The sequence below is a fragment of the Parabacteroides caeci genome, from assembly GCF_023656795.1.
GTDB lineage: Bacteria > Bacteroidota > Bacteroidia > Bacteroidales > Tannerellaceae > Parabacteroides > Parabacteroides segnis.
In genome coordinates, this window is the sequence record NZ_JAMOKT010000039.1 from 44,868 (window position 1) to 71,463 (window position 26,596).

22 protein-coding genes and 1 pseudogene are annotated in these 26,596 nt (G+C 38.4%); 2 read left to right on the forward strand and 21 right to left on the reverse strand.

The features are described 5' to 3' along the window. The first annotated feature begins 27 nt into the window (after positions 1-27). Positions 28-1,368, forward strand: coding sequence for a sulfatase family protein (locus NBH15_RS18335; RefSeq protein WP_244051237.1), 1,341 nt, complete (start codon positions 28-30; stop codon positions 1,366-1,368). A 3-nt stretch (positions 1,369-1,371) separates the two neighbouring features. Here NBH15_RS18335 and NBH15_RS18340 read toward each other — a convergent pair whose 3' ends face one another. The 3 genes from NBH15_RS18340 to NBH15_RS18350 form a co-directional block, all read right to left on the reverse strand. Continuing rightward, positions 1,372-1,968, reverse strand: coding sequence for an RNA polymerase sigma-70 factor (locus tag NBH15_RS18340; protein WP_128134471.1), 597 nt, complete (start codon positions 1,966-1,968; stop codon positions 1,372-1,374). Positions 1,969-2,087: 119 nt separating this feature from the next. Next, positions 2,088-2,999, reverse strand: a complete 912-nt coding sequence (locus NBH15_RS18345) for a glycosyltransferase family protein (RefSeq protein ID WP_007652694.1) — start codon at positions 2,997-2,999, stop codon at positions 2,088-2,090. A gap of 202 nt (positions 3,000-3,201) precedes the next feature. Continuing rightward, entirely contained in the window at positions 3,202-5,154 is a 1,953-nt protein-coding gene (locus NBH15_RS18350; protein ID WP_250823258.1) for a hypothetical protein, read from the reverse strand. 177 nt (positions 5,155-5,331) lie between these two features. On the opposite strand from NBH15_RS18350, the gene NBH15_RS18355 reads away from it, so the two are divergent. After that, positions 5,332-6,102, forward strand: a complete 771-nt coding sequence (locus tag NBH15_RS18355; RefSeq protein WP_250823259.1) for a hypothetical protein — start codon at positions 5,332-5,334, stop codon at positions 6,100-6,102. A gap of 69 nt (positions 6,103-6,171) precedes the next feature. On the opposite strand, the gene NBH15_RS18360 is transcribed toward NBH15_RS18355, so the two are convergent. From NBH15_RS18360 to NBH15_RS18450, 18 genes and pseudogenes are all read right to left on the reverse strand, one after another. Next, positions 6,172-6,618 carry an HU family DNA-binding protein gene (locus NBH15_RS18360; RefSeq protein ID WP_128134469.1) on the reverse strand — a complete coding sequence of 149 codons (447 nt, stop codon included), beginning with the start codon at positions 6,616-6,618 and terminating at the stop codon, positions 6,172-6,174. A 147-nt stretch (positions 6,619-6,765) separates the two neighbouring features. Then, positions 6,766-7,959, reverse strand: coding sequence for a DUF4934 domain-containing protein (locus NBH15_RS18365; protein WP_250823260.1), 1,194 nt, complete (start codon positions 7,957-7,959; stop codon positions 6,766-6,768). Positions 7,960-8,111: 152 nt separating this feature from the next. Continuing rightward, positions 8,112-9,943: pseudogene (locus NBH15_RS29520) on the reverse strand (O-antigen ligase family protein). Beyond that, positions 9,940-11,862, reverse strand: a complete 1,923-nt coding sequence (locus NBH15_RS18380) for a discoidin domain-containing protein (RefSeq protein ID WP_250823262.1) — start codon at positions 11,860-11,862, stop codon at positions 9,940-9,942. The pseudogene NBH15_RS29520 and the gene NBH15_RS18380 overlap by 4 nt, the downstream one beginning before the upstream one ends. A gap of 66 nt (positions 11,863-11,928) precedes the next feature. Continuing rightward, entirely contained in the window at positions 11,929-13,044 is a 1,116-nt protein-coding gene (locus NBH15_RS18385; protein ID WP_128133888.1) for a 6-bladed beta-propeller, read from the reverse strand. A gap of 218 nt (positions 13,045-13,262) precedes the next feature. Continuing rightward, complete coding sequence (locus NBH15_RS18390) at positions 13,263-13,970, reverse strand: hypothetical protein (RefSeq protein ID WP_250823263.1); 708 nt, start codon at positions 13,968-13,970, stop codon at positions 13,263-13,265. 328 nt (positions 13,971-14,298) lie between these two features. Continuing rightward, on the reverse strand, positions 14,299-15,363 hold the full coding sequence (locus NBH15_RS18395; protein ID WP_244051233.1) for a 6-bladed beta-propeller: 1,065 nt from the start codon (positions 15,361-15,363) through the stop codon (positions 14,299-14,301). Between the two features lie 369 nt (positions 15,364-15,732). Continuing rightward, the gene (locus NBH15_RS18400; protein ID WP_244060880.1) at positions 15,733-17,679 is read right to left on the reverse strand and encodes a transglutaminase-like domain-containing protein; all 1,947 of its coding nucleotides are present in this window, start codon (positions 17,677-17,679) and stop codon (positions 15,733-15,735) included. Between the two features lie 52 nt (positions 17,680-17,731). After that, complete coding sequence (lepB, locus tag NBH15_RS18405; RefSeq protein ID WP_128135806.1) at positions 17,732-18,601, reverse strand: signal peptidase I; 870 nt, start codon at positions 18,599-18,601, stop codon at positions 17,732-17,734. Between the two features lie 7 nt (positions 18,602-18,608). Next, complete coding sequence (locus tag NBH15_RS18410; RefSeq protein WP_244051231.1) at positions 18,609-20,105, reverse strand: transglutaminase-like domain-containing protein; 1,497 nt, start codon at positions 20,103-20,105, stop codon at positions 18,609-18,611. Between the two features lie 24 nt (positions 20,106-20,129). Beyond that, complete coding sequence (locus NBH15_RS18415; RefSeq protein ID WP_250823264.1) at positions 20,130-21,221, reverse strand: DUF4934 domain-containing protein; 1,092 nt, start codon at positions 21,219-21,221, stop codon at positions 20,130-20,132. 4 nt (positions 21,222-21,225) lie between these two features. Then, on the reverse strand, positions 21,226-22,239 hold the full coding sequence (locus tag NBH15_RS18420) for a BF3164 family lipoprotein (protein WP_250823265.1): 1,014 nt from the start codon (positions 22,237-22,239) through the stop codon (positions 21,226-21,228). A 46-nt stretch (positions 22,240-22,285) separates the two neighbouring features. After that, positions 22,286-23,341 carry a BF3164 family lipoprotein gene (locus tag NBH15_RS18425; RefSeq protein WP_244051228.1) on the reverse strand — a complete coding sequence of 352 codons (1,056 nt, stop codon included), beginning with the start codon at positions 23,339-23,341 and terminating at the stop codon, positions 22,286-22,288. An 81-nt stretch (positions 23,342-23,422) separates the two neighbouring features. Further along, positions 23,423-23,653: an NVEALA domain-containing protein gene (locus tag NBH15_RS18430; RefSeq protein WP_128135545.1), complete on the reverse strand. Its 231-nt coding sequence runs from the start codon at positions 23,651-23,653 to the stop codon at positions 23,423-23,425. A 266-nt stretch (positions 23,654-23,919) separates the two neighbouring features. After that, entirely contained in the window at positions 23,920-24,153 is a 234-nt protein-coding gene (locus NBH15_RS18435) for an NVEALA domain-containing protein (protein ID WP_128135546.1), read from the reverse strand. Positions 24,154-24,264: 111 nt separating this feature from the next. Next, entirely contained in the window at positions 24,265-25,146 is an 882-nt protein-coding gene (locus tag NBH15_RS18440; RefSeq protein ID WP_128135547.1) for a DUF1573 domain-containing protein, read from the reverse strand. Positions 25,147-25,154: 8 nt separating this feature from the next. Then, a complete protein-coding gene (locus NBH15_RS18445; protein WP_128135548.1) occupies positions 25,155-26,213 on the reverse strand; it encodes a BF3164 family lipoprotein in 1,059 nt (352 codons plus the stop codon). 3 nt (positions 26,214-26,216) lie between these two features. Continuing rightward, the gene (locus NBH15_RS18450) at positions 26,217-26,450 is read right to left on the reverse strand and encodes an NVEALA domain-containing protein (RefSeq protein ID WP_128135549.1); all 234 of its coding nucleotides are present in this window, start codon (positions 26,448-26,450) and stop codon (positions 26,217-26,219) included. Positions 26,451-26,596 lie beyond the last annotated feature (146 nt).

Below are 26,596 nucleotides of genomic sequence, written 5' to 3' on the forward strand. Positions count from 1 at the left end.
AGCTCGCGTCTAAAAATAAAAGTACGAATGAATAATCATATAAAAATAAGTTTGGCTTTGCTGTCGGTACCTTTGTGTCAGGCAGCAGCTAAAGAAAATAAGAATGACCGTCCGAATATCGTTATTATCTATTGTGACGATATGGGGTATGGTGATATAGGAGTGACCGGGCATCCGGATATAAAAACACCCAATCTGGACCGAATGGCTCTGGATGGTATGCGCTTCACGAATTATTACAGTGCATCGCCGGCTTCAACGGCAAGCCGTTATTCTTTGTTGACGGGACGTTATCCGGTTCGTGCCGGTTTCCGGTGGGTCTTGAGTCCGGATGCGGAGAGAGGTATTCATCCTCGGGAATTGACAATAGCCGAACTTCTGAAGGAACAAGGTTATGCTACGGCTATTTATGGTAAATGGCATTTAGGTAGTACGAAGAAAGAATATCTGCCTTTGCAGAATGGTTTTGATGAATATGTCGGCCTTCCGTATAGCAATGATATGATTCCCCCGAAATATCCGGATATTGCTTTGATGTGTGGGAATGATACGCTTAGAATGAATCCGGACCAGTCGGAACTGACGGCCCTTTACACGGAAAAAGCTATATCGTTCATTAAGAAACATAAGAAAGAAAACTTTTTTGTATATGTTCCTTATGCAATGCCCCATGTCCCGTTATATCCCGGAAAAGCTTTCATAGGCAAATCCAAAAGAGGTACTTACGGCGATGCTGTGGAAGAAATCGACTGGGGAGTGGGAGAAATTTTGTCTGCTCTTAAAAAAGAAGGAATAGACAAGAATACGATTGTTTGGTTTATGAGTGATAACGGTCCCTGGTTGCCCCGGAACGAGGAAGGCGGTTCGGCCGGTATCTTCCGTGACGGTAAAGGCAGTACCTGGGAAGGAGGGGTCCGCGTACCTTGTTTTGTTAGCTGGCCCGACCATTTGAATGGGCAGGTGAATGAAGAAGTTATTACTTCCATGGATGTTTTCGCTACATCCGTATGGATGGGAGGGGCAACAATTCCAACCGACCGCGTTATTGACGGAAAGAATATAGCTTCTTATCTCGGATACGAAAATGTGGTTCCGAAACCGGAAACTCCGTATTTCTATTTTGGTATCGACCATCAGCTGATGGCGGTACGTAAAGGACAATGGAAGCTGCATGTAAAAACATACAGCCAATTGGGACTGGATTATTTTAAAGGAGAATTACCGTTACTGTTTAACATTAATGCCGATCCTTCTGAGAAATATAATCTGGCAACCAAATATCCGGAGGTTGTGAAGGAATTGACCTCCCTGATAGAAGAAAAGCTGGAGGAAGTGAAAACGACCGGTGATTTTTTCAGTAAAAACTGAGTATTATTTGTATAGGATAAAAGCTGCTAGCAACAGGCTTATAGAAATGCCTGCGTGCTTGCTGAAATAGACTTTTATGAATTTGAGTGCCTCAGAAATATGTTCCTGTACGGTGTTGACTGAAATACCTAATTCGGCAGCAATTTCTTTATGAGACATACTTTCGATACGGCTCATATTAAAAATCTTTTGACGTTGCGGGGGGAGTTGACTGATTGCATTCTGGAGAATCATCTGATATTCAGTATAGATGATTTTGGAGTCAATCGCTTCTTCCTCCGTAATTTTTTGTGCAGACAGTATTTGTTTCACTTTCTCATCAATATCGATATCCCGGAAATAATTGAGTATGCGGTTCCGAGCCATCGTATAAAGGAAAGAAGAAAAGGACAACTCCGGATTGATAAAGGAGCGCGATTCCCACAAACGGATAAATATTTCCTGTACAATGTCGTTCGCTTCTTCTTTCGATTTGAGCAGATGGAGGCAAAAATAGTATAATTTATCTTTATAGCGCACATATAACTCACTGAAAGCCGCTTCATTGTCCCGAATGAGTAGTGTGGCTAATTCTGTGTCTGTCTTTTCTTTGAAGTTCATGTACACAAATTCCTAATTTGAGACAATATTACGTTTTTTTCTAGAATAAAAGAAATTCCCGGCAGAATAACTGAAAAATAGTAATTCCACCGGGAATTTTATGTAATGTTTCTGTTTTATCAGAACAACTTTTCAGGATATTCACCGGCATCAACCAGTGCCTGGATCTTGTCGACTACTTCCTGGCGGTCTTCCGGATATGTGACACCGAACCATTTACTGTTTGTATCCAAAACTTTTACAGTGGCAGTTTTGTCACTGATCAGTTTGTCAACCATCAGCGGGATGAAGAATTCACTTTTCAGGTTTTCCATGTTTTTCGGATCACTCAGGAAAGTTTTGAAGAATTCATTGCTGTAAGCGAAATAATCAGGAGTAAAGCCCCAGAAATTCATGCTGACCGGAGTTGTGTCGGGAGTAGCTGTCCATTCGCCGTTGTCGTCGATATATTTTACTTCGCCATCTATACGCTGGATTTTGGTACGCTCAACGACTGATGTCAGCAGTTGGTTTTCGTCCGTACCGCAAATACCGCGTGAAACGGTTCCGCTTTCGCTCAATGTATTTCCTACACGGAAACCTACCATTGCATAGGTGTTTTTTGAACCGTCAGGCAGTGCAGCCAGATACTTACCCATTACCTGGAAAGAGTCGCGGCCGTAGAAGTCGTCGCAGTTGATTACAGCGAACGGTTCGTTGATCACACCGTCACCCATCATTACGGCATGGTTTGTTCCCCACGGTTTTGTACGTTCCGGCGGGCAGGTAAATCCTTCGGGGAGGTTATCCAATGCCTGGAATACTAATTCACAAGGAATATGACCTTCATATTTTGAGATGATCTTATCACGAAAATCCTGTTCAAAATCTTTACGGATAACAAAGACAAGCTTTCCGAAACCAGCCTGAATAGCATCATAGATTGAGTAATCCATAATTGTTTCTCCGTTAGGACCTAGTCCGTCCAATTGTTTTAATCCTCCATAGCGGCTGCCCATACCGGCTGCCAATAGAAATAATGTAGGTTTCATAATTCTTTTATTTTAATTAGATAGTGTATTTTTCATTTTGCTGACAAAGGTAGAAAACTATTTACGAACGGCAAGATAATATTCTTCTGATTTGAGATGCCGGCCGAAATAAAATATCCTTACCCTGAAAAATTCACTTCACTTCCAGTACAACGATGGATTTCGCCGGAATATTGATTTTCAGCTGCCCTTTCTCCACTTTTTACTGTATTTGTGGTGTATCGATGGCATCCAACTTCCTCAAAGTTTCCAGCCTGAAAGCACCGGGCCAGGCCACCAGCCATGAATTGATCCGGTCGAAATGAGGCGCGGCATCCCAGTTCCAGTGACTTTGCAGATAGGCTTCATTCTGGGAACCGACAGGGCGGACACGTCCGTTAATCACCAGTGTACCGTCGGATATCAGTTGGCAACCGTTATTCCAGATGGCAATCGCTTTTTCTTTCCACTGGCTGTCTCCCGTCAGTTTCGTCAGTTCGAACCATTCCGGCACCCAGAACAAAGCGTATGGGTCCAGGTGATGATGCTGCACGGAAACAGAAGTCGCACCGAAGGTCTTATAGTTGTATTGGGTGAAGTTGTCGTTTTCCGGATAAACGCCGTTATAATGCCACAACCAGGTAGACAGATAATAGGAGACGGCAACGGCATCATCGAGGTATTCTTTGTTGCTTGTCAGGTTATACAGCATTAAAGCCGAGCGCAGGAGGGAAATGGATGACTCCTTGTCGATACACCAGGTATCCAAAGCCCCGGCCGTAGAATATCCTTTTGTTTTCAGCTCGCTCACATAATGATCGTAAGCCCGGGTTGCGGAAGATAAATAGGTGGAGTCTTTCGAACGCGTGAATGCTTCGAGCATGGGGGGAACCATGAAACAACCGATAGTCCCTTCCCGGTAGAAACATTCTCCGTTCGGATACCAGCCGCGGCCATATACTCCGTTGTCCTGCTGGTCGTTTCTGACGAAATCGCAGATACCGAAAGCCAGGCTTTCATAATCCGGTCTTTCCAGTCCGCAGGCTTTCACCAGTTCAGTCGCTTCGAAATAATTCAGGGCGGCCGTTCCCAGGTTGCAGGCATCTATGACGACATTGTCGATCTGGCTTCTCTGGCCGGAGATACGGTCATAGTTCGTGATAAAAAGTCCGTTGGGCAGCCGGCAGAGTTTTGCCCATGCATCGAGGGTGGCTACCCCTTTGTCCAGAGATTCTTTGTTTTTATGTTTGATATAATCGAAAAGCAGTGAATTGGCAAAAGACGCATTTTGTCCGCACCAACCTATTTCGTATCCTTTCCGTTTACTCCATTCCCCGCTTTTATCCGGCGAGAAACCGATTGTAAATCCACTGAAAGCACCCTCTTTCGTCCAAAGATATTCTTTAGCATACCGGAGGCCCAGTTCCCATATTTTGGCGGGTGGATAAATAGCTGTCTCTTGTTTGTCGGCACGCTCCCAGGTTTCGTGCAAGAAGTTATGCATGGCATAATGATGGGGCAGCACGTCGCAGACGGAGAGATAAGCGGTCAATGTAACCGTTTCCCCTTTGGATAATTTTTCCTGTTTCTGATATCCCGGTTTGTAGCGGTCCCTGGCTGCATACATGACCGGCATTTCTTCTTCCGGCCAGATAAGCCGGTGGGTAGTGGTCTCCCTGTCCGGCATCAGGGAACAGGAGATACTCTCTTTTTCATTCTGGGGGACGTCGCTCCACATGGCAACGGCAAACCGTGTCCCTTCCGAGTAGGTTGCTCCGGGAATAGGTGTGCTGCGGTAGGAATAAGTTCGCCATTTCCCGTTTTGCTGTGCGCCTTTGGGCTCTTTTCCCCGTCCCCAGTTGTTTCCGTTGTAAGAGACGGAAGGTATCATCCAGTAATCGGAGGCGGATTTGTGTACGAAATCCAGGTTAATCCTGGCTGTTTCCATGTCTTCCAATGCTGTGTATTGGCAGGTGATCTTAAACGTACAGGAATCGAGCATTTCAATCTGATCTGTACGGTCCATTCCTTTTGTTACGGAAGGGTTCAACTCTCCGACAACCGTTTTTCCGGACATGAGAACCATTCTGTCATCCTGGTTTTTCCAGTGATATTTATCAGACTGGCAGGACAAAAGGATGAAGCATAGAACGAAATAGAATAAGTGTAGTCTCATAAATATGTGATTTTGTCTAAAGTCTTCATTCTAACAAGGTTACTGCCAACAAATGTATGTAAATATCAGGACAAAGCCAAAGGAAATGATTCTTATTTTGATTGAAAGAGTGTAATTGGGTAAATTAATTTATCTTTGCCTTTGAAAACGAATGCTACTCATTGATTTTAATGGATTATGGAAGAAAACAAAAAACTCTACTCACAGAATGCCATTGCTGTGGCAACCTTTTTCGGTGGTCCTTTTGCTGCCGGTATCCTGATACGGAAAAATTGTATTGCTTTGGGCAATGAAAGACAGGGATTCAATGCCCTGGTAATCGGTATTATTGCAACATTTCTGCTTTTTGGCGGAATTTTAATGATACCGGAGTCTGCTATGGAAAAAGTACCGAATGCTTTGATTCCGACAATTTATACAGCCATTATTTATGTGATTGTAGACAAATTGCAGGGGAAAGAGCTGAAAGCTCATAAAACTGGGAATGGCCTGTTTTATTCAAACTGGCGGGCTACCGGGGTAGGGGCTGTTTGTTGTTTAATACTTATTGCGGTCATATTGGGAGGTCTTTGGCTGGGTACAAAAGACTGGGACAGTGACCGGTATAATGCAAAGATGGAACGGTTTGAACTAAATGAGTCTCTGGCAATCAGGCTTTATGATATGATAGAAGAGAAACCGGTAAAGGAGGTTGTTGAATTTATAGAAGAAACCGGTATTCCCAAATGGAAAGAAAATATCGATTTGGTAAAAGAAACAAATGAAATCCCGGATATCCCTTCCGAGTATGTGAAATCCAACAAATTACTGATTGAGTATTGCCAACTTCGTGTCCGAATATACGAGATGATAGCCAAATCGCTTAACGAAGATACGGATGCTTATTCGGAGGAATTAGATAAACTGGGTATAGAGCTGGAAAAGGTTATGGAGCAATTAAAAGAATAAAGAAAAGGGAGTGCTTCAAAACGTAGAAGCACTCCCTTTTTACATTACAGCAACTTGAAATCTGATCGTCTATTCAATTTCCGGTCTGTCGCCGCCGCCGTTGCCACCGCCGTCATTTTTGGTAACAATCTCTTCCTTTTTCTCGAAATTGGCATCTTTACGAGCTTTACGCAAGGTCGCTCCCGGACTGAAAATGATTCGTGGAATTTTTATCATATTGGTTTGAAATTCCTCTTTTTCAGCAGCTCCGGTAGAACCAACTCCATAACGGAAGTTCCCGAATTCACCGAACTGTACCCGTCGTCCGGCTGCCAAATGTTTTTTGATCAGGTAGTTCATACGGTCCATAACCCCTTTTACCTGGTTAGAAGGAATACCGGCTTCACTGATCTCACCCAATAATTCTTCAAATCCTACCAAATCCGAATAAACCGGTTGTGCATATAACTTTTTCGGGGTTTCTTCTTTGTCTTTCCCCATGTTGTTACGTTCGACTAAACGATACTTTACTGACATAATTTTAATTTTTTAAGTGTTAATAGAAATTACTTCATCTGTTTTCGAAAACATTACAAAAGTAACTTCCAGCCGAAACACAAAAACGGTTTAGATGGAGATAGATGGGTTTAAAAGGGAATAGGAGGGAATGGAAGGGTATAGAAGTTATTTTTTATATTTTACCAGCATAATTACGGGATTTGAATCTTCTTCCAACTCCGCAGCAATTTCATTCAACTTCCCTTTTAATTGCCCTTTTTCGTAAGCCTCAATAAGTTCGTGAGGTTCTAATTTTTGACAAAAGGCGATTTCACTATTTGTAGTTTCCTGCATAGTTAAGTTCACGGGGACTTTTTCAGAAAAATCATCATTGAATACAGTATATTCGAATAATGTATTATCTATTCTGTCATACATTAAATGTGTCTTTGGGAATTTCTCATTTCTTAAAATGTCGGCATTCATCGTTACTGTTTCCATAAAATAGTAGCGATCGGTAAATATACATGGTAAAAGGAATACGGCTGGTTTCATCGATTGTATAGATGGTGTTCTGGCTATGAAAGGAGTCAGATTGTAATCCGGTGAGAGTTTGAATATCGTATCGGACGAGGGGTCCGTTAGCAACCAACTATCATCGTAAGGAACGATAGGATAAAGACGAGGAGCACCCCCTGCATTTCCTGCGCGGTTGGTTATTCCCCATTCTACTTTCTTCTTAAAATAGATTCGAAAATCTTTGGCAATGTTCCCGTCTTGTTTGGAAATGATAACAAAACGTTGGTTATCCGTTTTATTTTGTATCTGGATGGAAGGAGATTCCCTGGCAATCAAATAATCCTGGTTGTAATTCGTTGCATTAATCCATTTGTTATCGTCTCTGGGGATACTTTTTAAAAAATTCCCCTGAAAATCATATACCAGAACGTTTCTTATTATTTCATCAATATATATTTCACCGCTGTTATCATCTATGAAAGCACTTAGGTTGAATATATATTCTTCAGAACCTTGCCCTTTCCGGTTAAACTTTCTCAAACCTTTGCCATTTCGGTCGAAGATAAAGATATCGCCATCGTTGATGACATTTTTTACTAATATGATTTCTTTACCTATGGCTTGTACGATGCCTTGACAAAGAAATTCGTCCGTGGATTCTAATGCAATATATTCCACATCCATAATATCCTGAAGAATTAACTCTTTTAGAGGATATTTTTTACTAACGTCAATCGTAATAAAAGTATCCGGTATAGTAATAGCATCAGAGTCTTCCTTTTGACAACCAGATTTTTTGTTACCACCGCATCCAGCCATTATTGTCAGGAACATAACTAAGATTGTATAAATGCTTTTCATATTACTTTAATTTCATCAAACATATAACCGGATTATCTTCTTCACTTATATTTTCACTGATAGATTTCAATTCAGGTATTTTTGCTTAATCACCTTGCTTGTAAAGATATAAAAAACTTCTTACCTATTGAAAATATTATGCCGAATGAAATTTATTTTCTGTTTTGAATTAATATCTTGACCTCTTCCCGCATTTCCCGGATAGCCGTGCTTTTCACTTTTGGCTCCTTTTCCAGTACGGCATTTGCCGCTTTGAGGAACTTGTCTTTTTGAAAGAATCCTGGTTCCGAGTAAAGTTTGGTAAGCAGGTAATACGGATAGATCCGTTCCGGTAACATGTCGATCGCGTGCAGCAATAAATTTTCCGCTTTTTGATAGTTTCCCATCGACTGCTCATTTTTTGCCGCCATATAATGTATCATCGGATCACCGCTCAATTTCATTGCCCGTTCCAACAACCAGTTCGCTTCTTCAAACCGTTCCGATTTGCTCAGGCACTGTGCTGCCTCGAACAGCAACTCCGGTTTATGTCCCATCAACGGCACCAGTTCCTCATATCCTTCACCTGCCGCCTCATAAGCCTTACTATTATACAACATCTTCAACGTATTCCATTTTTTATATCCTTCATAATACCCTTTCTGCTGCCGGAAAATCCACCCGCAACATATAGCCAGCACCCCTATCATAGCGACAGAAAGTATCTTCCTCCCCTCTCGAGAGGGGGTAGGGGGTGTGTCAGCGTCAACCGGAGTATTACTATTAGCCACCCCCATCAACACCACCAACACCACCCAGAACTCCGGCAACTGCAACGGATACGATGCCAGGCTGAACACCATCAGCGCCAATATCCCTCCGGCCGCTCCCGCCTGTCTGTTTTTTACCCCCGGAACAAAGAATAGCTTAACAACAATACAAAAACCATTAAACCCACCAGCCCCTGTTCCAAACCAATTTGTAAGAATTCATTAAATCCGTATTCAGGACATCCGGCAACCATCATCTCTGTCTCCGAAGCCTTTCCCGAAGTAAAATACTCCGCCTGTGCTTCTGCATAAGCAGCCGGAAAACTACCCGTCCCGGTTCCTGCCCAGGGCTGTTCCCTGATAGCTTGCCCCGTCACTTTCCATAAAAGTAGCCGGCCATTGGCAGAATCCGCTTTTAGCAGATAAATACCCGCCAATGCACCGGCTATGGAGATCAGGATCAAAATAGAAGATACGATAGTTAAGGTCCGGTTTCCATTCATGTATCTTTTAGTCTTTTCCCATCCGATCCGTTGCACCCAATACACCCATCCGCATGAGACGGCAGCCGCTATCCATGCCGTCCGGCTCATTCCGGCAGGAAGCACGACGATGATCGCCAGCAAACCGATCCATCCCAAATACCGTAGAGACGCACGGCTGTGCGCTCTCTTCTCCTTCCCCCATTCCAAAATCATCCACAGGCAAACCGGCAAAACGATTGCGAGATACCCCGAATAAGGTCCCGGATTATAAAAATCCCCGGTCAGCTTGAACAAGGAATGGTTAGATCCCTCGAATCCATGTAACTGCCGCATTCCTGACACGGCTTCAATCCCTCCGGTCGCAACAACCACCGCCAGGAAAAATAGCTGTAACTGCGGCCATCCGGTCAATAGGAACCGCAGCAGAAACCACAATACGACTAATTGCCCGCCAAACAGCATTTTCTCCGGTTCGGGATCCAGTTGCCGGTTATAAGTAAGTGCAACGATAACCGCCAAAACCAACACCAATCCGTCTGCGACCGAAAAGACAAACGGTTTTACCGGTTTCGTCAGAATAGCTGCCACGAGACTACATGTTGCCAACAACAACATCGCCAGATGAAACCAAAGAACTTTCCCTGTGACCAGCCCGTTAGCCAACCCTGTGTCTGTGGCAAAAACGGTGCACAGCAGAAAAACTCCGCTGATGGCTAGCAGTGAGTAACTTATATATTGTCTGTATTTCATAAATCAACCGTAAAATACTGTTTCCCCTCTTTATAAATAAACACCTGTTCCTCCCGTCCTTTGGTCCGGTCGCGCAGCCATAACAACGCATTGTCCGGGGCACGATATTTCAGTTCCCAGCCGGTAGCCGTTTGAACCCCGAGCGATTTCCACCCGTTTACTCCGTCCTGATAGAAGAGCTCGTATTCATCTCCCGGCCAGACATAATTGTCATCATTTCGTGGTGAGAAAACGACTTTTCCAATCGTTGTCATTTTTCCCAGATCATATGTGATAAAACAAGAAGTATCTCTTGCCTGAAAATAGCTGAGTATGTCTCCGTCTGTTATATGATCCAATGCCCGTACAGGTTCTATATCATTCATTCGTTTTAATGGAATCTGTTCTTTGCATAAGGAATCTTTGAAAACAGAAAGCTCACTAAGTTCCATTTGTTTTCCTGATGGAGCGATATATTTTATGTATCTGTATTTCTTGTTAATATCCGGTGGAGTCAGTTCGTAATAATTATAATTCAATGTATCATTGAACTGATATACCAGATCCGGTCGGGTAAAAGAAAGCTCTGTGCTCACTTCTATTTTCGATCCGATAATGGCCCGATAAAGAAATTCGGCAATAGTTGGCATAAGCGACATTTTTCTTTTCAGTACAACTTTTTTCATGGAAGTCGTATCCGGCTTTAGCAAATGAACTGTTTCATTCTTATAAATAAACGGAAAACCTGCCGCCCGGTGGTTTTGCCCGTCCGAGATCAAAGGCTGGTAAATAACATCAGGTTCCAGATTCCGGAAAGTCACATTTCCCTTGTTGTTGTGTGCGATATCGACCGGAATCCATCCGCCCGGACTGAAAACGCCCAGATAGATATAATCTTCGTATGCAGACTGCACGGAGACGGATACTTTATTCTCACCGAAATAATTGGCTGTCACATCTTTGATAAAGCGATCCCTGAATAAGGCCGGCACTTTATTATCTTTTGTAATTCCGGAAAACAGTTCATCCTGTGCTCCGAAGCAGTAGCGGTAGACTTTCCCTCTTTTTCTACCGTCGGTACCCGGATTTATGCGGGATGCTTCAAACTCATTGAAACCGAACTGGATGAACTTTCCGGTCGTATCGCGTAGCACTGTCCAGAAGTGAGGATGTTGGTATTCAGGAGAATAAACAAAATATTCACTGGCGACAGGAATACCGCAGGCACGCATGGCATAAAGTGTGACATCGCAAGCCTCCCTACAGAAACCGACACGATGATAGAACAGGAAGTCCGCACTTTGATGAGGTATGCTAAAATCCGTATTCCAACGGTAATAAACTCTTTTCAGATCTTTATCGACGGCTTTACAGGCTTCAATCACATCATTCCCCTGATAAGCCGAGTCGAGTATGGCCGTATAATAATCATGGTACAGCTTCCGCCAGGATGACAACGGTTCGTCTCCGATCCGGTAAGGAAGGATCAGTTCGCAAAAATCATCGAATCCCAGATTCCGGTTCCATGGATACCTTTTCCATACATCGAAGGCTAGGTCGATATTCTCGATCAGGTAATCAGCCGTGATCACTTTGGCGTCATATACTTTCGGCAGTGAATAGAAAGAAACCCGTTGCCATTTTGCTATCACCTCTTTAGGAACGGCTTCTCCTTTATCTTTTTGTATCAATACCGGTTTGATAGAATCCAGTTGCCATCCTTCATATCCGTACCATCGGGGCATATTACGGATCAGGAAACGGGCAGCTTCCAGTTTTTCCGGATTATTCTCATAATGGCTTAATACCTTTTCCAGTTCGCCCCGGTTATCCCCGGCAAACAAGAGTGCTTGCTCCAGACGTTTACTATCCGATGAAGCGCAAGCCATAAGAAAAACGGCTAATAGTATGTTTATTCCTGTTATAAATACTTTTTTCATTGTTTTAGATTTAATAATAGAAGTGGAAATAATAATATATATATCATATACAACCTTTATTTAATTCTAATTGAACTTTAATAAACAAATGACTGGATTATCATCTTCTTTTATATTTTTGATAATGGGTTGTAATTCCGGTAGAGAACTTTTATATGTTTTTAGTGTACAAGCTAACATGGAGAATAAGAAATAATTATCATATGTCCCTTTGACTTGGCTAATTCCGTATACATCAGTATATTTTGTGAAATCGGAGCCTTTGCATCTAAAAGAGTCGCCATTTTTTTTATTATAAAAACCAATATATGCATTTAGACCTTGTACATAATATACGACACAAATATAGTCATCTGTTTCTTTTACTGTTTGTGCAGATATATATTCTGTTTTGGATATTGTTCCATAATAATTTTTTTCAGCCTCCCTTTTTAACCATTCCATTGATGCGAATTTTTGTTTGCCAAAATCTAATTCATAAACTGGTGTTATTTTTTGAGAAGTTACTTTATATATTGTTGGAATGAAAGGTAAATTAAGATAGCAGTTTTGGTTAAATGTATAAAAGAATGATCCGGCAACCATTAAGTACTCAGGTTTAAAATCCGTAGGATATAATAAATTGACAGTGTTTAAATTAGAATCTGTTATTTTTACATAATGTGGATCTCTTTTACCTGAATCATAACAATTTTCTTTTGCCCAAGCTATATTTCCATCTGGTAACCAGCTGCAATTAGAAAAATAGAATGCCTTTTGACTATTTATGTATTGATAATTATTTAAATCGTAATATAAGAGTTTACTTTGACCTACATCTGCAATTGTGATAGTTTGTTTTTCTTTGTCAATATTGAAGTTTGAAGGTGTTAGATATTCTCCAGGTCCATTTCCTAAATTACCGATTTGGGTAATGAATTTACCGGAAATATCAAAAACGAGTAACTTACTTCTTTTATTGTCAATAATATATATATTGTTATCAACAATTTGGATTTCTTTGATATCATTAAACAAACAACTGTCATTTGTTTCCAATGGAATGAACTTGCATGTGAGAGTATTGAAAAAGTCCGGATTAGCTTCTTCATTAAAAATAATTTTTTTAGTATCAGTTACTTGTTCTTGTTTAGAACATGAGAATAATAAGAATACTGATAATGAGAGTATAAAGTATTTCATTATGATAAGAATTAATTAGATTTATTTAAAGCAATAGCTATTATTACCTGGATCAAAATATACCTCTGGATGTGAATCGTCCCCCCCCCCAGATACTGATCCACCAGGATATATACAATTTTGTATGTATTAGGATCTGGTAATTTACCTTTGCGTACCGAGGTGGCAGGTTTTCTGATCGTCTGAATGGTCGGCATATGTGTTTGTTTATTTATACATTATTCTAAGTCATATTTAATAATATCTTGTCCATCTTTGTTGGATGCTATGGCTAGAATATACTTATCATTTTTATCTACAGCTATTGCTTGTAGATTACGGTTTGCCTGCCAAGTGGCTATATGTTTTCCATTCCATTGGAAAATAGCTATTTTTGAGGGAGCTGTGAAATCAGAAGAACCATCATATAAGCAGTAAACGTATTGTGGTGTTCCGCAAATATAGGTAAAGCATTTAGGAGTATTTCTGACATCTATTTCATTCCGGTCAGGATTAACTATGGGGATGACAGGTGTTTCTCCAAATTTAACAGTCATATTTAATGTTCCGTCTAATCCGTAGAAAGATACATAATTGGTAAACCGATAAGCAGAAACAATTGTGTTTTGACTTTCGTTCAGGCAAATAGTATTTGTATACGATAAAACATCTTTAGGTACCACTTTTTCTATAGAGGGAGATAGATCTACCCAGTAATAATCAGAATCCGGATTAAAGAAGTAAAATGGGTTTTTTGTGTTTCTATTTAGCGGAATAGCGTATGTCTCTTTAGTTGTGATATTGAAATCCCGACTGAAGGTATTGCCTAGTTTCAATGATTTTAATATGTTTATTTCTATATTTTCATTTTGAGTATGAAGGTCTATATTTTTGTAATACAAGTTGTTGTCAACTACAAAGGTCATGTCCATATCTTCTGGTTCCATATGTATTTCCTTTGTGAATAAAGGTTTCAAAAAAATATATTTTTCAGAATTTCTGGATATATTGCTATAAGTTTGTGATATATTATCTTGTTTGTATACTCTGAGTATTGTATCGCTTTTCTCATCAAGGAATAAGTAAAAGTTATCCGTTATTTTTTAATCATACAAATAACAATTCTCATTTTTAGAGAATAGAATTATACCATCTGATAGCATATCCGATTTAGTAGATATAGTATAATCTTTGATGATAGTTCCATTTTGGCAAGAACATACAATAAAGAGAAATAAGCAAAATCTTAATGTGTTTTTCATATTTGTTGTTTTTTTATTTAAGTTTTACTAGGCAAAGAATCGGATTATCATCTTCTTTTATGTTCTCAATGATAGGCTTTAATTTAGGAATAGTAGTATAACTGTTTTTTAATGCATCAGGTAGCATTGTAAATATGAAGTAATTCTCATATGTTCCTTTAAGTTGAAAAAAACCAGTTAATCCTGTCTGTTTTATAAAATCTGATTTTTTGTATTTAAAAGATTCGCCGGTCTTCTTGTTATAAAATCCGATGTGCGAATTCAAACCTTTGGCGTAATATTCAATACAAATATAGTCGTCTGTTTCTTGAATTTGTTGACCAGAAATGTAATTAGTTTGGGATATTGTGCCATAAAGGTTCTTTTCTGCATTTTCTTTTAACCATTCCGGTGATGCAAATTTTTGTTTTTCGAGTTCTATTTGGTATGTCGGTATTAATTTTTCAGATGTTACTTCATATATTGTTGGTATATAAGGGATATTGAGATAACATTTTTGATTGAATGTATAGAAGAGTCTTCCAGGAACCATTGGAGATTCCGGTGTGAAATTTGTAGGGTATAAAAGTTTTATAGTATTTAGTTGAGAATCCGTTATTTTTATGTAATGTGGATCTCTTTTTCCTGTATTGTATCCTCCATGGAATGCCCAGGCAATATTTCCGTCAGGTAACCAACAACAATCAGAAAAATAGAATGTTGTTTGCCCATTTTCGTATTTGTAATTATTCAAATTGTAATGGTATAATTTGTCTTGATATGAGTCTGCCAGGGTGATTGTTTGTTTTTCTTTGTCAATATGAAAATTATTTAATGACATATATTCACCTGGCCCATTTCCTCTTCTTCCAATTTGTGTAATGAATTTTCCGGATATATCAAAAACTAATAGATAATTCCCTTTCCTATTGATGGTGTATATTTTGTCGTTAACAATATTAATCGCAAAGATATCACCAAATAGACAACTGTCTGTGGTTTCAAGAGGAATGAATTTGCATGTAATTTTATCTTTGATGTCAATATTGGTTTCATCATCAAAGGAAATAATCTTTACATTATCTATTTGTTCTTTCATTGAACATGAAAAAGATAGTATGACTAATAATGACAGTATTAAGTATTTCATTATAATAAAAGTAAAAATGGTGGATGGAGTGTTTTATAATCTCGTATAAGTTTAACACAAATTACGAGCTAATGCTTCGACATTAGCCGGTCTGACAGTACCACTTCATTTAGACTTTGGCTGAAATTCCAGCTAGCTGTAGTGGCTACAGCTGCAATCGTCATGATATCAAAAATCTTTTTCATATCTTTATACAATTTCAATTGTTAGTTTTACAGATTATCTAATCAGACTATTTTCTATCTTTCAGTCTGTCCGTAAAGATATTCATTCTTTATAAGCTTTGAAAATATTGTGTTGAATAATTATGACTTATTTTTACCACCAAACCTGTTTCCCCTCCTCATACGTAAATATCCGTTCCTCTTTTCCTCTGGTATGATTGCGTAGCCAGTATAAAGTACCTTGGGGGATCTGTTTATATATTAATAATTCATCCTGCTCTGCCGTTTGTTTTCCGGCAGAGGCCCATGCCCCCGATTCATCTATATAGAAAAGTTCATAGAGATTACCTTTTCGTATTCCGTTGTCATCATTCCGGATGATATAGCGTATTTTGTTAATATGTGCCGGCTTGGATAATGCCAGACCTGCCCAACTCATGCTGTCGCGTGTGTGGAAGAAGGTGAGAGGGTCTCCGTCGAATACATTATATTTGGTTGCATGCGGGTTGTAGATGCTGGTGTTGTCTGTTCCGATAATTTCCCCTTTTAGTATTTGCTGACTATTTGTATCGTAAAATTCCAGTTCAGCCATATTTCCCCGTAGATTGGGAGAAGACTGGTATCTGTAATATTTGTAACTCTTTTTAGGATTCACCTCGATAGTGGTATACTTGAAACTTGGAGCTTCTGTGAACGTATATAAATCTTCCGCTATCCGGAAATCCGCATAATCCGATCCCTGGAATCTGCCACCAACGAATGCCGGAGGTATGGCTTCGAGATGTTTGGGTTCGCGGTATTTGCGTTCGAGGTACAGGTCTTCTTTTTCTCTCCGGCATTCGAAAATAGTAACCTTTCCGGTGGAATCGACGACAAAGGGAGAACTTAACGGTTGCAAAGAGTTATCCTCATAACTGTTGACCTGATAGATAATATCAGGACCGATATGGTTGAATGTCACTTTCTTATCGGATATCTTTCCCCAATCTACCGGGAACCACCCTTGCGGATCAAATACGCATAGATAGGCATATTTATTGTTGCAGGTTCTATTCAATGGAACGGATACGGTCTGCGGATGAATAGCAGGAAAATGCTCCGTAATATCTTTCATGAAAGGATTTTTGAAGAATGCAGGAAGTTCTTCTTTAGATGTATTTGTCATCACTAAAGAGGTCTGTTGTACGGAAAATGTTTTCTGATATACTTTCGGTATGCCATCAAAATGTTTGAGATGATCTCCCGGATGGTGCTCACCTCCAGCAAAATCATAATAGTTTCCGTCTTCGCCATATAGAAGGTTGAACGCGTGGCTATTATTGCTATGTCCCCAATGCGGAATATTTCCTGTCGTAACAGGTATCCCGATTGAACGCATGGCATATATTGCCAGATTGGTATAGTCCCCGCATAAACCGAATTTTATATGGATAAGGCTACTGGGTTTTATGTCCGCCGGTTTTGGGAAATCGTTAAAGACATGGATCGGTAATTTAATCAGTTCATTGTTGATGGCAATACAGGCATCGCGGGCAGTCAATATGCTATCCGTTAATAATCCGGCAAAGGCATTATAGTATTCTTCCCTCCATATCTCCGGCAATTCGTTTCCAATCCGGTAGGGGAGTATCCATTCGCAAAACTCATCAAAAGAAAGATGTTTGTTCCAGGGTTTTTGCCATACTTGAAAAGCTGCATCTATCTGTGTAATCAGGAAATTTGCATTTAGTTGTTGCAAGTCAGCTTGTTGCTTAGCGTCGTCTTGTTGGTGTTTGTTGTTTGTCCTATAAGTGTCATTTATAGTCTGCTGGTCGTATTCTTCTTGTTTTATCTGGTATGCAGAGTCGATAAACTGGTGGAATTTATCAATTCGATCTCCTTCCTGATAGTATTTTCCCAACATATTCCGTATCAGAAACCTTGCAGCATCTTCTTTTTGTTTATCTCCTTTATAATGTTGTATAACTTTTTCAAGTTGCTGCCGGTTATTTCCTGCGGTTTGTAAGGCTAATTCCAATTGTCTATTGTTGGTGTTGCTGCATCCCGATAAAAGAAACAGATACAGCCCAAGTACAATTGTGGCAAACAGATTTAATTTCATATTACTGTAATTTTGATACATATATGGTGGAATTGCTTTATAATCAATTCTATTAGTGAATAATTTTCAAAAATCTGTCCCATCTGAATTTATCCGTATATGGGTCTACCGATTTCCATATAATCCATGCTTTCCCGACGATATATTCTTCAGGTAGTAATCCCCAATAGCGTGAATCCTGTGAGTTCATGCCTTTGTCGCCTGCCATGAAATAATAGTTTTCTTGGAAACGATATCCGTAGATCGGCTTTCCATTAAGAAAAGTCGTAGAATCCTTGTATTGAAGACTACCCTGTTGTTCCCATTCGATCAGCTTTTTATATAACCGGAAGTTTGTACGATCTAAAGTAATGGAATCGTCTTTTGCCGGTATATAGAGCGGTCCGAAATCTTTGATGTTCCAACCGATGATGCTGTCGAATGGGAAACTCTGGAATATACCGTCTTGAAATTTCTCAGTCGCAGCTATTCCTTTTTGTGACTCCATGTTGCCGAGAGGCGTTTGTACGCTTTCCACATGAAAGAATCCGTTTCGGATGGATAAGGTATCTCCCGGTATTCCGACACACCGTTTGATATAATATTTGAGTATATGCATTTCAATTTTATCCCAACTGTTTGGATGCGGAAAATTGAAAACCAGAATATCATTGCGTTTTATCTTTTTGAAACCGGGAATGCGATAAATCTCTGTTTGTTCGTTTCTCATGGAGGCAAACAGGTTGAATATGCGAGGTCCAATGGTTGGTTTCCAGACAAGTATATTGTCTCCTGTAATTAATCCCGGTTCCATCGAATCGCTGGGGATTTTGAAAGAGGCAAAGATAAATACCTGTAAAACAAACCATAGAGTCACTGTCATACATAGCCAGAAGACAATGTCAATGACTTTATTGATCAGTTTATGGGGTTGCTTTTTCATATGGTGACTAATATTTTATACTGTCGTTTTCAATATAAAATACCCTTTGATTCAGTATTCTTTCCGGAACAGTAAACCATAATAGAGCATTTTTCGGTATTTGATTGTACGTCTGTGTTGTATCTGTCGAACTCATCTCTTCTAAAGAGATAAACCCATTTTTGTCTGCGTCCCAGTAATGTAACGTATGTTTTTGATTTAATTTATCTTTACGTTTGTTGAACGTGAAGGATTGACTTAATTCTTTTTGAGGAATTAATTTATGAATGTCGCCATCTTTTTTTAAGATGAAAGGAGCGGTAATATACTGTAAAGACTGTGTGTTTGAGGCTTCGGCAATAATAAAAACATTATTACCTACAATATCTTTAAATCTGCATGTAGAACCTTTTCGGCTACCTATGGCAAGTGGTTTCCAATCATAATCATTGTATGTACAGAGGTAAATCTGTTTTATGGAAGAAGATACAGGTTTGTCTGTCTCGATACAAATATCCAGAACCTGATATCCTTCTTCCTTTGTCACATCTCTTAATAGTGGACTTTTCAGATTTGTGATATAACCGTCGTCTTTAATATCGGTTTCCTTAAATTCGGGATCAAATAACAACCGATATACCTTGGCGGGTTTCAGATAGCTGGTAGTTTCAAGTTTTTCTCTATATGTGTCAGGTTGACCGTAGACTGGGCTGAAATTATAAAACTTTCCATCATGCAATACAACACCCCAACTGTGTGCTAAATCCATTTTGGTCCAGGTGGTAAGTTGTACGGCAACAGGAATGCCTACAGCACGCATTAATAATGTAGCCAAGTTACACAAATCTTCACAACTACCTCTGCCGGAGTGATATGTGCTTTCGACGGTAGGATAGAGGGGAGAACCAGTATCTTTATAAACCAACTCTTTCATTAATTGTGAATTGATTATTTTGCAGGCATCAATGGCATTGTTAACTTTTCCCGAATCAATCAGAGGTAAATATTTTTCCATGAATTCCCGACGCATGTTGGAAACGGGTTCTACTTGAGTCCTGTAAGGGAGAATATACCGACAAAAATCCTCGAAAGGAATATCTTTTGCCCAAGACTTTTCCCGAACCAGGAAAGCCAGATCGATATTCCGGATCAAAAAATCGCTTTTGAGTGTTTTACTGTCATAAATGTTATTTCCCTGGATTGTGTATCCTCTGTTCCGTAGCGAGTCGCAATGCTTTTTTACAGCGTCCTTATCCGGAAAGCAAACAATATCCGGTATATATTGTTTACCTTCCGGCGACAAGTAGTATTCGACTCTGGAAAAATGCAGGGGCATATTTGTGATTAGATATTCTGCTGCTTTCAATTTCAGCGAATCATTTTTGTAATGTTCGAAAACTTTTTCCAATTCTATTCTGTTCTCTCCAGCAAAGGAAAGCGCCTGTTCCAAGCTGATTTTCTTTTGATGAGGCGTAGAACAAGAGATAAGGATACAGAAAACAAAGAAAGGAATATAAGTTTTCATGATCATTCAATTTATAGTTCATTATTAACGTTCGACCAGTACGACTATAGGATTGTTTTCATTGTTTGTAGATTCAAAATCGATTAGATACTTACTATCGGTAGAGATAAAAGAAGGAGTGAAGATACTACCTTCTTTCAATTCAAAATGATTTTCTGGGTATGTTATTTTCTGATAATAAGCTTTTCCACTTTTTTTATCGAAACTGAATGTATAAGGTTTATCCATAATATTGTAAGGTGTCATATAAATGATATCGTTTATTTCTCCGATAGCAGTAAGTGCAATTTTACCGTTGAATATATCAAATTTTTTTTGGGTAACTATGTTTGGAGTTAATGTGAAACGATATCCTTCGTCAGCTTTATTCTTTCCTAAATCTACTATTGCATATGGATATAGAGAATAATCCGGTTTAATCTGAAAAATTGTGTTATTAAAAAGTTCTTTGAACGCAAATACGTTACCATCGAAAGCTCTCATTTCTAAAGGAGTTGTAATGACTAAACTTTTGTCTGCACGCTCAAACGTCAAAGAGGTAGGGATTAAATTCAATATGGTTGTATCACGGAAAATAACTAGTCTGTTTTTATTTTGCCCGGTACGGTTGGGGATGTGCCCTAAGAATACATCCATATTTGGAACTGGGTATAAATCAAGAATAGGTAGTTCTGGTGTAGAAATTTGTCCAATAAATCCTCCTTGCCAGTTAAATAATTTTATCCGATTATTACCCTCTTTAATGAATATAGTATCATTTTTAACAGTTAAGGATTTTAAGCTTGTATATTCTTCTGGACCATTACCTCTACGACTTATATCATATAAGTATTTACCTTTTAGATCAAAGATAGAAGCTCTTTGAGTGTGTACAATTAATAATTTATCATTTTTTTGCACAATCTTATTAATGGATTTAATAAGAATAGAATCATTTGTTTCTAATGGAATGAATTTAATTTTATTACCCCATTTTTCTAAGCTTATATTTTCAGCATTTCCTTTTTCTATCAAGGAACTTAATTTTATTTTAAAAGAAACATCTTTAGTTATTTCTTTTTGTGGATTATTGCACGCAAACAATATACCACATAAAAGCAATGTATACTTGTTCATATATTTAGTTTAATAAATTAGTAATATCAAATCGTATAATTGCAATTTCGGGCTCTTCCGTCACTGTATATAATGTTTTTTCGTCTTCTGAAACAGCAATTCTACCAACGCTTCTTTCTGATCTTAAATTTTTTAATAAATTTCCTTTGTGATCAAACACCAAAATATTACGGGGTTTGAGTGTTTTAAGTTTTTCTCTGCTTAAAACCTCACCGAAATAACTACAAAAAATGTAATTCTTGGTTATTTTCACATCAGGAAAACCCAGTTTTAACTGTTTTCTGTCCAATTGATCACCTTTATAAACCGGTTTTTCTATGTAATGATCCCAAAGTAGTTCACTACCTCCTTTTTGTTGTTGGTAGCAGGCGATATAGCCTAAAGATGCCATAACAAATACAAATTTGCTGTTATGGGTATCAATATTACCTACATAAGAGGTCATATTGGTACTTTTGTGATTATTATCAGGAACTTCTCCTAAACTATCTATAATACTTAAATTATTATCAAGAACTATTAAAGGTTCGGATATACCAAAAGAGACAGAACCTACAAAACAGTTGTCATTTAATATTTTTCCGCTAGTAATATGTGCATTAGTACTTTTCAATGGAATTTCTTTAGCTATGGTTAATTCAGTATTGTTAACAATTTCTTCCCAATTATATTTCCTAAGCTTTTTTAACATCAAATCATATATAAGTATGTTATTGTTTTTATCAAATCCCCAATAATTGGGCTGTATAAATTCTTCTGGTGCACTTCCAAATTTACCAGCGTGTTTAATTTCGCTACCATTGTCTGTATCAACTATTTTTATGACATCTTCTCCTTTGTGCATAAGCAGGAACAAATTATTATTTATAATTTCGATGCATAGAGGGTAACTCATTACAATTTCATTCGGATAATCAATGCTTTTGATAGGGGTTTCATCCGGTAGAATTAATAAATCTGATTTTTGTTTAGTACAAGAAATACAGAATAATAACAAGAAGAAGATCGTATTTTTCATTACATAAAAATATTTATTAAAATAATGACTTTTTGGTTGAATGAAATCAGAGAACTTTCGATAAGTCAAAAGAATATAGACAGAAATCTTTTTCCCACCCTATTGCAATTAATTCCTTATTATTATCTGTTATACAAATATTAAATAGTTTTTTATCGAAAAATAGTCTACATACACACTCTCCATTCCAATTATATATAAGAATATTATTACTTAGCATAGCATTCATCATTCCTTCATTATTATGTTGCGCTAATTTTTTTCCGGAATATAAAGTATAGATGTATTTGTCGGTTGCATATATATCTGTATAACCAATAACATTTTCTTGTCCATGTTTAATGCTGTTAATTCCTGGACTACTGTCGTTTATATATATAGGATATATATCGTGATAACTTTTTATAAGATTAGGGGTTGCGCTTATTTGATATAATTCGAATATGGCCCCTGATGATGTTACTGATGCAAACCTATCTAATAATGGATTATAAACCATCCAACCTTGATAAGCAAGTGCTTTACTTTTAATTCCAGATTCATTTCCATCTTTTGGAAAATCCCCAAAAGATTTTATAAATTCCCCTTCATTGTTTAATATTGCATATCTATTATTATCATTTTCATTTTTATCCAAAAGGCCTGAAACTATATATCCATATTTTGTTTGTATTATCGAAAGAGGCATACATTTCAATTTTGTTATATCTGAAATGTTTTTTGATAAATCTTTTGTTATTATTTGCTTTTTTTGTAGATCAAATATATTAACGCTTGACTTATCCTTTTTCTGCATTAAACGTGGCATAATATTTTCATCTGGTCCTTCTCCTAGTTCTGCAAATGATTGGAGGCTATCTTTTGTATAATAAATTTTATCTAAAAGAGATTGTCCTAAGTAGTTTTCTTTAATTATACATTGATGATCTTCAAATGGAATCATCCTACCAAAAGAATTTAATTTGTAAGTATCGATATTGAGTTTTTTAGCCTTTATATTAAATGTATGTTTAAAATGACTTTTTGGATCAGTTTCTTTATGTTCACAAGATAAAAGAAACATAAAGAATAGGATAATTGCTGAGATGTTATTGATTTTCATATATGTTATATTAATGCTAAGAGGAGTTACAATAAACTCCCCTTAGAAATTGAAGTAATAATAATTTTATCGGGATAATTATTATTTGTATCCAGGTATAATAGTATGACCTAAATCATCATTGATTTCGTAGCACGTTGCAGTTGATATAATGCAAGGTACTCCTACTTCGATTTCGTATTTAGCTAGTGCTTCCACATTAGCTAATGTTAAGCCTGACAGTTCCACCTCGTTTTGACTCTGGCTGAAATTCCAGCTTGCAGCAGTAGCAGCTACAGCTGCGATAACTGCGATTCCAAATAATTTTCTCATATTTGTAATTATTAAATTATTTATTTTATCCCTTATTTAACCAGGCTATTTTCTATCTTTGTCTACTGTTGTTCGGATTAAGATAGTCGAATGACACCCGTATCATTCTGGTGGTGACTAACTATTGATTTTGATACACCTCCTTTCTTTTTTAGGGGAGCATTAGGGGAGTTTACCATAAAGTTTCTCAGGCTATCAGGTAGCCCCCCTTTTGTTTCATTATAACTCACTCTCTGATTAAACGCAATATTTGTATGTCTAATAGATTATATTTCAATATAATCATAGAGTGTATAGGTTTGCCCTCCTTCAGTATAGCTGCAGGTTGCACCAATCATAGGAACACACATGCTACTTGAACCTTCATTATTTGCTAAAGCCTCAATATTTGCTAAGGCTAAATCCGAAAATTCCATTTCATTTTTGCTCTGGTTGAAATTCCAGCTGGTTGCAACAGCCATAGCAGCGATGAGAACTGCCCCTAAGATTTTTTTCTTCATGATCTTAATCTTTTATTGGATTATAAATAAGTTAATTTTCTATCTGTGTCTACTGTTATAGAGTTTGCCTGTACATTCTTGATGGGGTACAGTAAATTTTTATTTGTTCGATCACTGAACATTCCCCTTTATCTTTACTTTGACAGGTTGATTGTTAATACTATTGTACTTGATCGTAACGACTTCATCGAAGAAACCTGTATCCTTCGGTGTCATTTTAATTCCTACCCGAAGGGGTTCTCCAGGTTTCGCAGGTCGTTTGTCGTATGTGGCTGCTGTGCAGCCGCAGGTGGTACTTACGTCCACTATCACAAGGGGATTGTCCCCGGTGTTTTTTATTTCTATGGTTGTCTCTTTTACTTCCGATTTGTCGAAAGTACCGAAGTCGATTTCTATCTTTGTTGTTTCGGCTGTTGTTTTAGGTATATTTTTGTTCGGACTGTCCTTACCTGTAATCTGTTTCAGATACAGTTCTTTCACAGCCGTGTTATGTACCGGATTTCCTAATACAGCAACTTTATTGTCCTTATCCAACAAGAATGTCTGGAAAGTTATGTCTGCCGGGAATTTGTTCAGTTTGTTTAGTCGATCGTCTATATCAATACAGATAGGACGATCGAATGCGTCTCGTTTCAGGAGGTAACGTATTTCTTTGGCGTCTTTAGGATGCATGAAGAAGAGGAAAGGAACTTTTCTTTGTGTTACTGAATCAGTGTATTCGATCAGTTCCTTCCATTTATGAAGTTGCAGTTTGCAACTGGTGCAACCGATAGAGTCTACATATATTAATACCTTATATTCAGATTGTGGGATTAGGAAATCCGTAGTATCTTTCAGATAGCGTGTGAAGGTCAGGTTTTCAGGAAATTGTATTTGTTTCCCTTGCCATTCAGTGACCAGATGCGCAATCTTATTTTCCTTCTCTTTCTGTTCGTTGTGGCAGGAGAAGAAGGTGGTTGCTATTAATAATATGTAAAGATAAAAGGCTTTCATATCGTTTGCTAAATCTTAAATTCTATAATCGGATCATCGCTTTTCGCCTCGGTGGCAACGATCGTGTTTGTTTCTTCGTTGATATCTATACTGTTGATACGACGATCCAATTCGTACCTACGTACCGGATTACCTTCCAGATCGAATACATAGATATACTTTGCCCCATTTTCAGGTTCTTTTCCTTGCTTGATAGCAGCAATTTTGTCGTCGAACTTAATGCCTTGAAAAACAGCGTAGATGTATTTGCTAGTCACCTTTATATCGCTAAACCCCATAATTCCGGTGGGAACGCCTGTGCCGTCTTTTGCCGTTTTGTATTGCGGTTCACCTGCGGGACCATAAAGGACTTTATGAGTGTTATCTTTCAGATTGAAGATTTCAAATACTTCCCCCAGTTGGGTAGCTATTGCCAGGATACCGTTGTCGGGATTGTAATCCATAAAACTTCTCCATGCCTGAGCGAGTGCCGGACGAACGGTGTTTTCATCGATCGTTTCGCCTGGGATTTCCCCGAAACTTTTGACCGGCTTACCATTGTTGCCGACTTCCCAATACCTGAACTCTCCCATGTAATCCGGAATGAAAAACCCTGATTCCATCGTATGAAAGTCCAGTGAACGTACTAATTTCTTATCCAGCTTGATCTCTTCGACGCGCTCCGCTGAGCCGGTAGCCGGAGATATTTTCCAACGTGTAATCTCCATTTTATTGGCGTCGATCGCCCATAAAGAGTCTAAGGAGTTGAATTGGATATTTTCAGCAGAAAGCATTTCTTCCGGTCCTTCCCCGCGTTTGCCGAAGGAGGCGAGATGCTTCCATCCGGGATAGGTAAAAGCATGCAGGAAATGATCCATATTGTGCAGGTCCATCACCACGGCAATACTATCCCTGACCGCTACCCGGAATGGGTAACGGAGCAGGACAGTATCCAGGTCTGCGACCTGTGCCTTGATCGCCTTTGTTTCCGGAAAGTCAGCGTACCGGGGGAAAGGGATTTGCTGATTTCCGGAACAGGCGGCAAGGGTACTAATACCTATTAATAATATGGAGGGGAGAATTTTCATGTATTAATCTAAACTGAAACCACTGTATTTTACTTCTACTTTATCTCCATAGCAATCAACTTCACCATAATTAAAACATACATAATTCTCATGGCTTCCTTCACCATTTCCAGCTAGTGCCTCAATATTGTCAAATGCCAGATCGTTTATTAAACTTTTCTGTGAAGCGGTGTGGCAATAATACCAGGCACCTAATAGTGACGAAAGGACAAGTCCCGTTTTGATAATGTTTTTCATATAAGCTTATTTTAGAATGTTTTTACAGGGCGACCGCACCAAAATTCCTCTAAAAAGTTTATCATTGCAAAATGAATACCTCTAATTATTTTTCAGAAGTGACAGATCCTCGTGTAACAGGTCGCTGTCTACATTTGTTGTCAGAT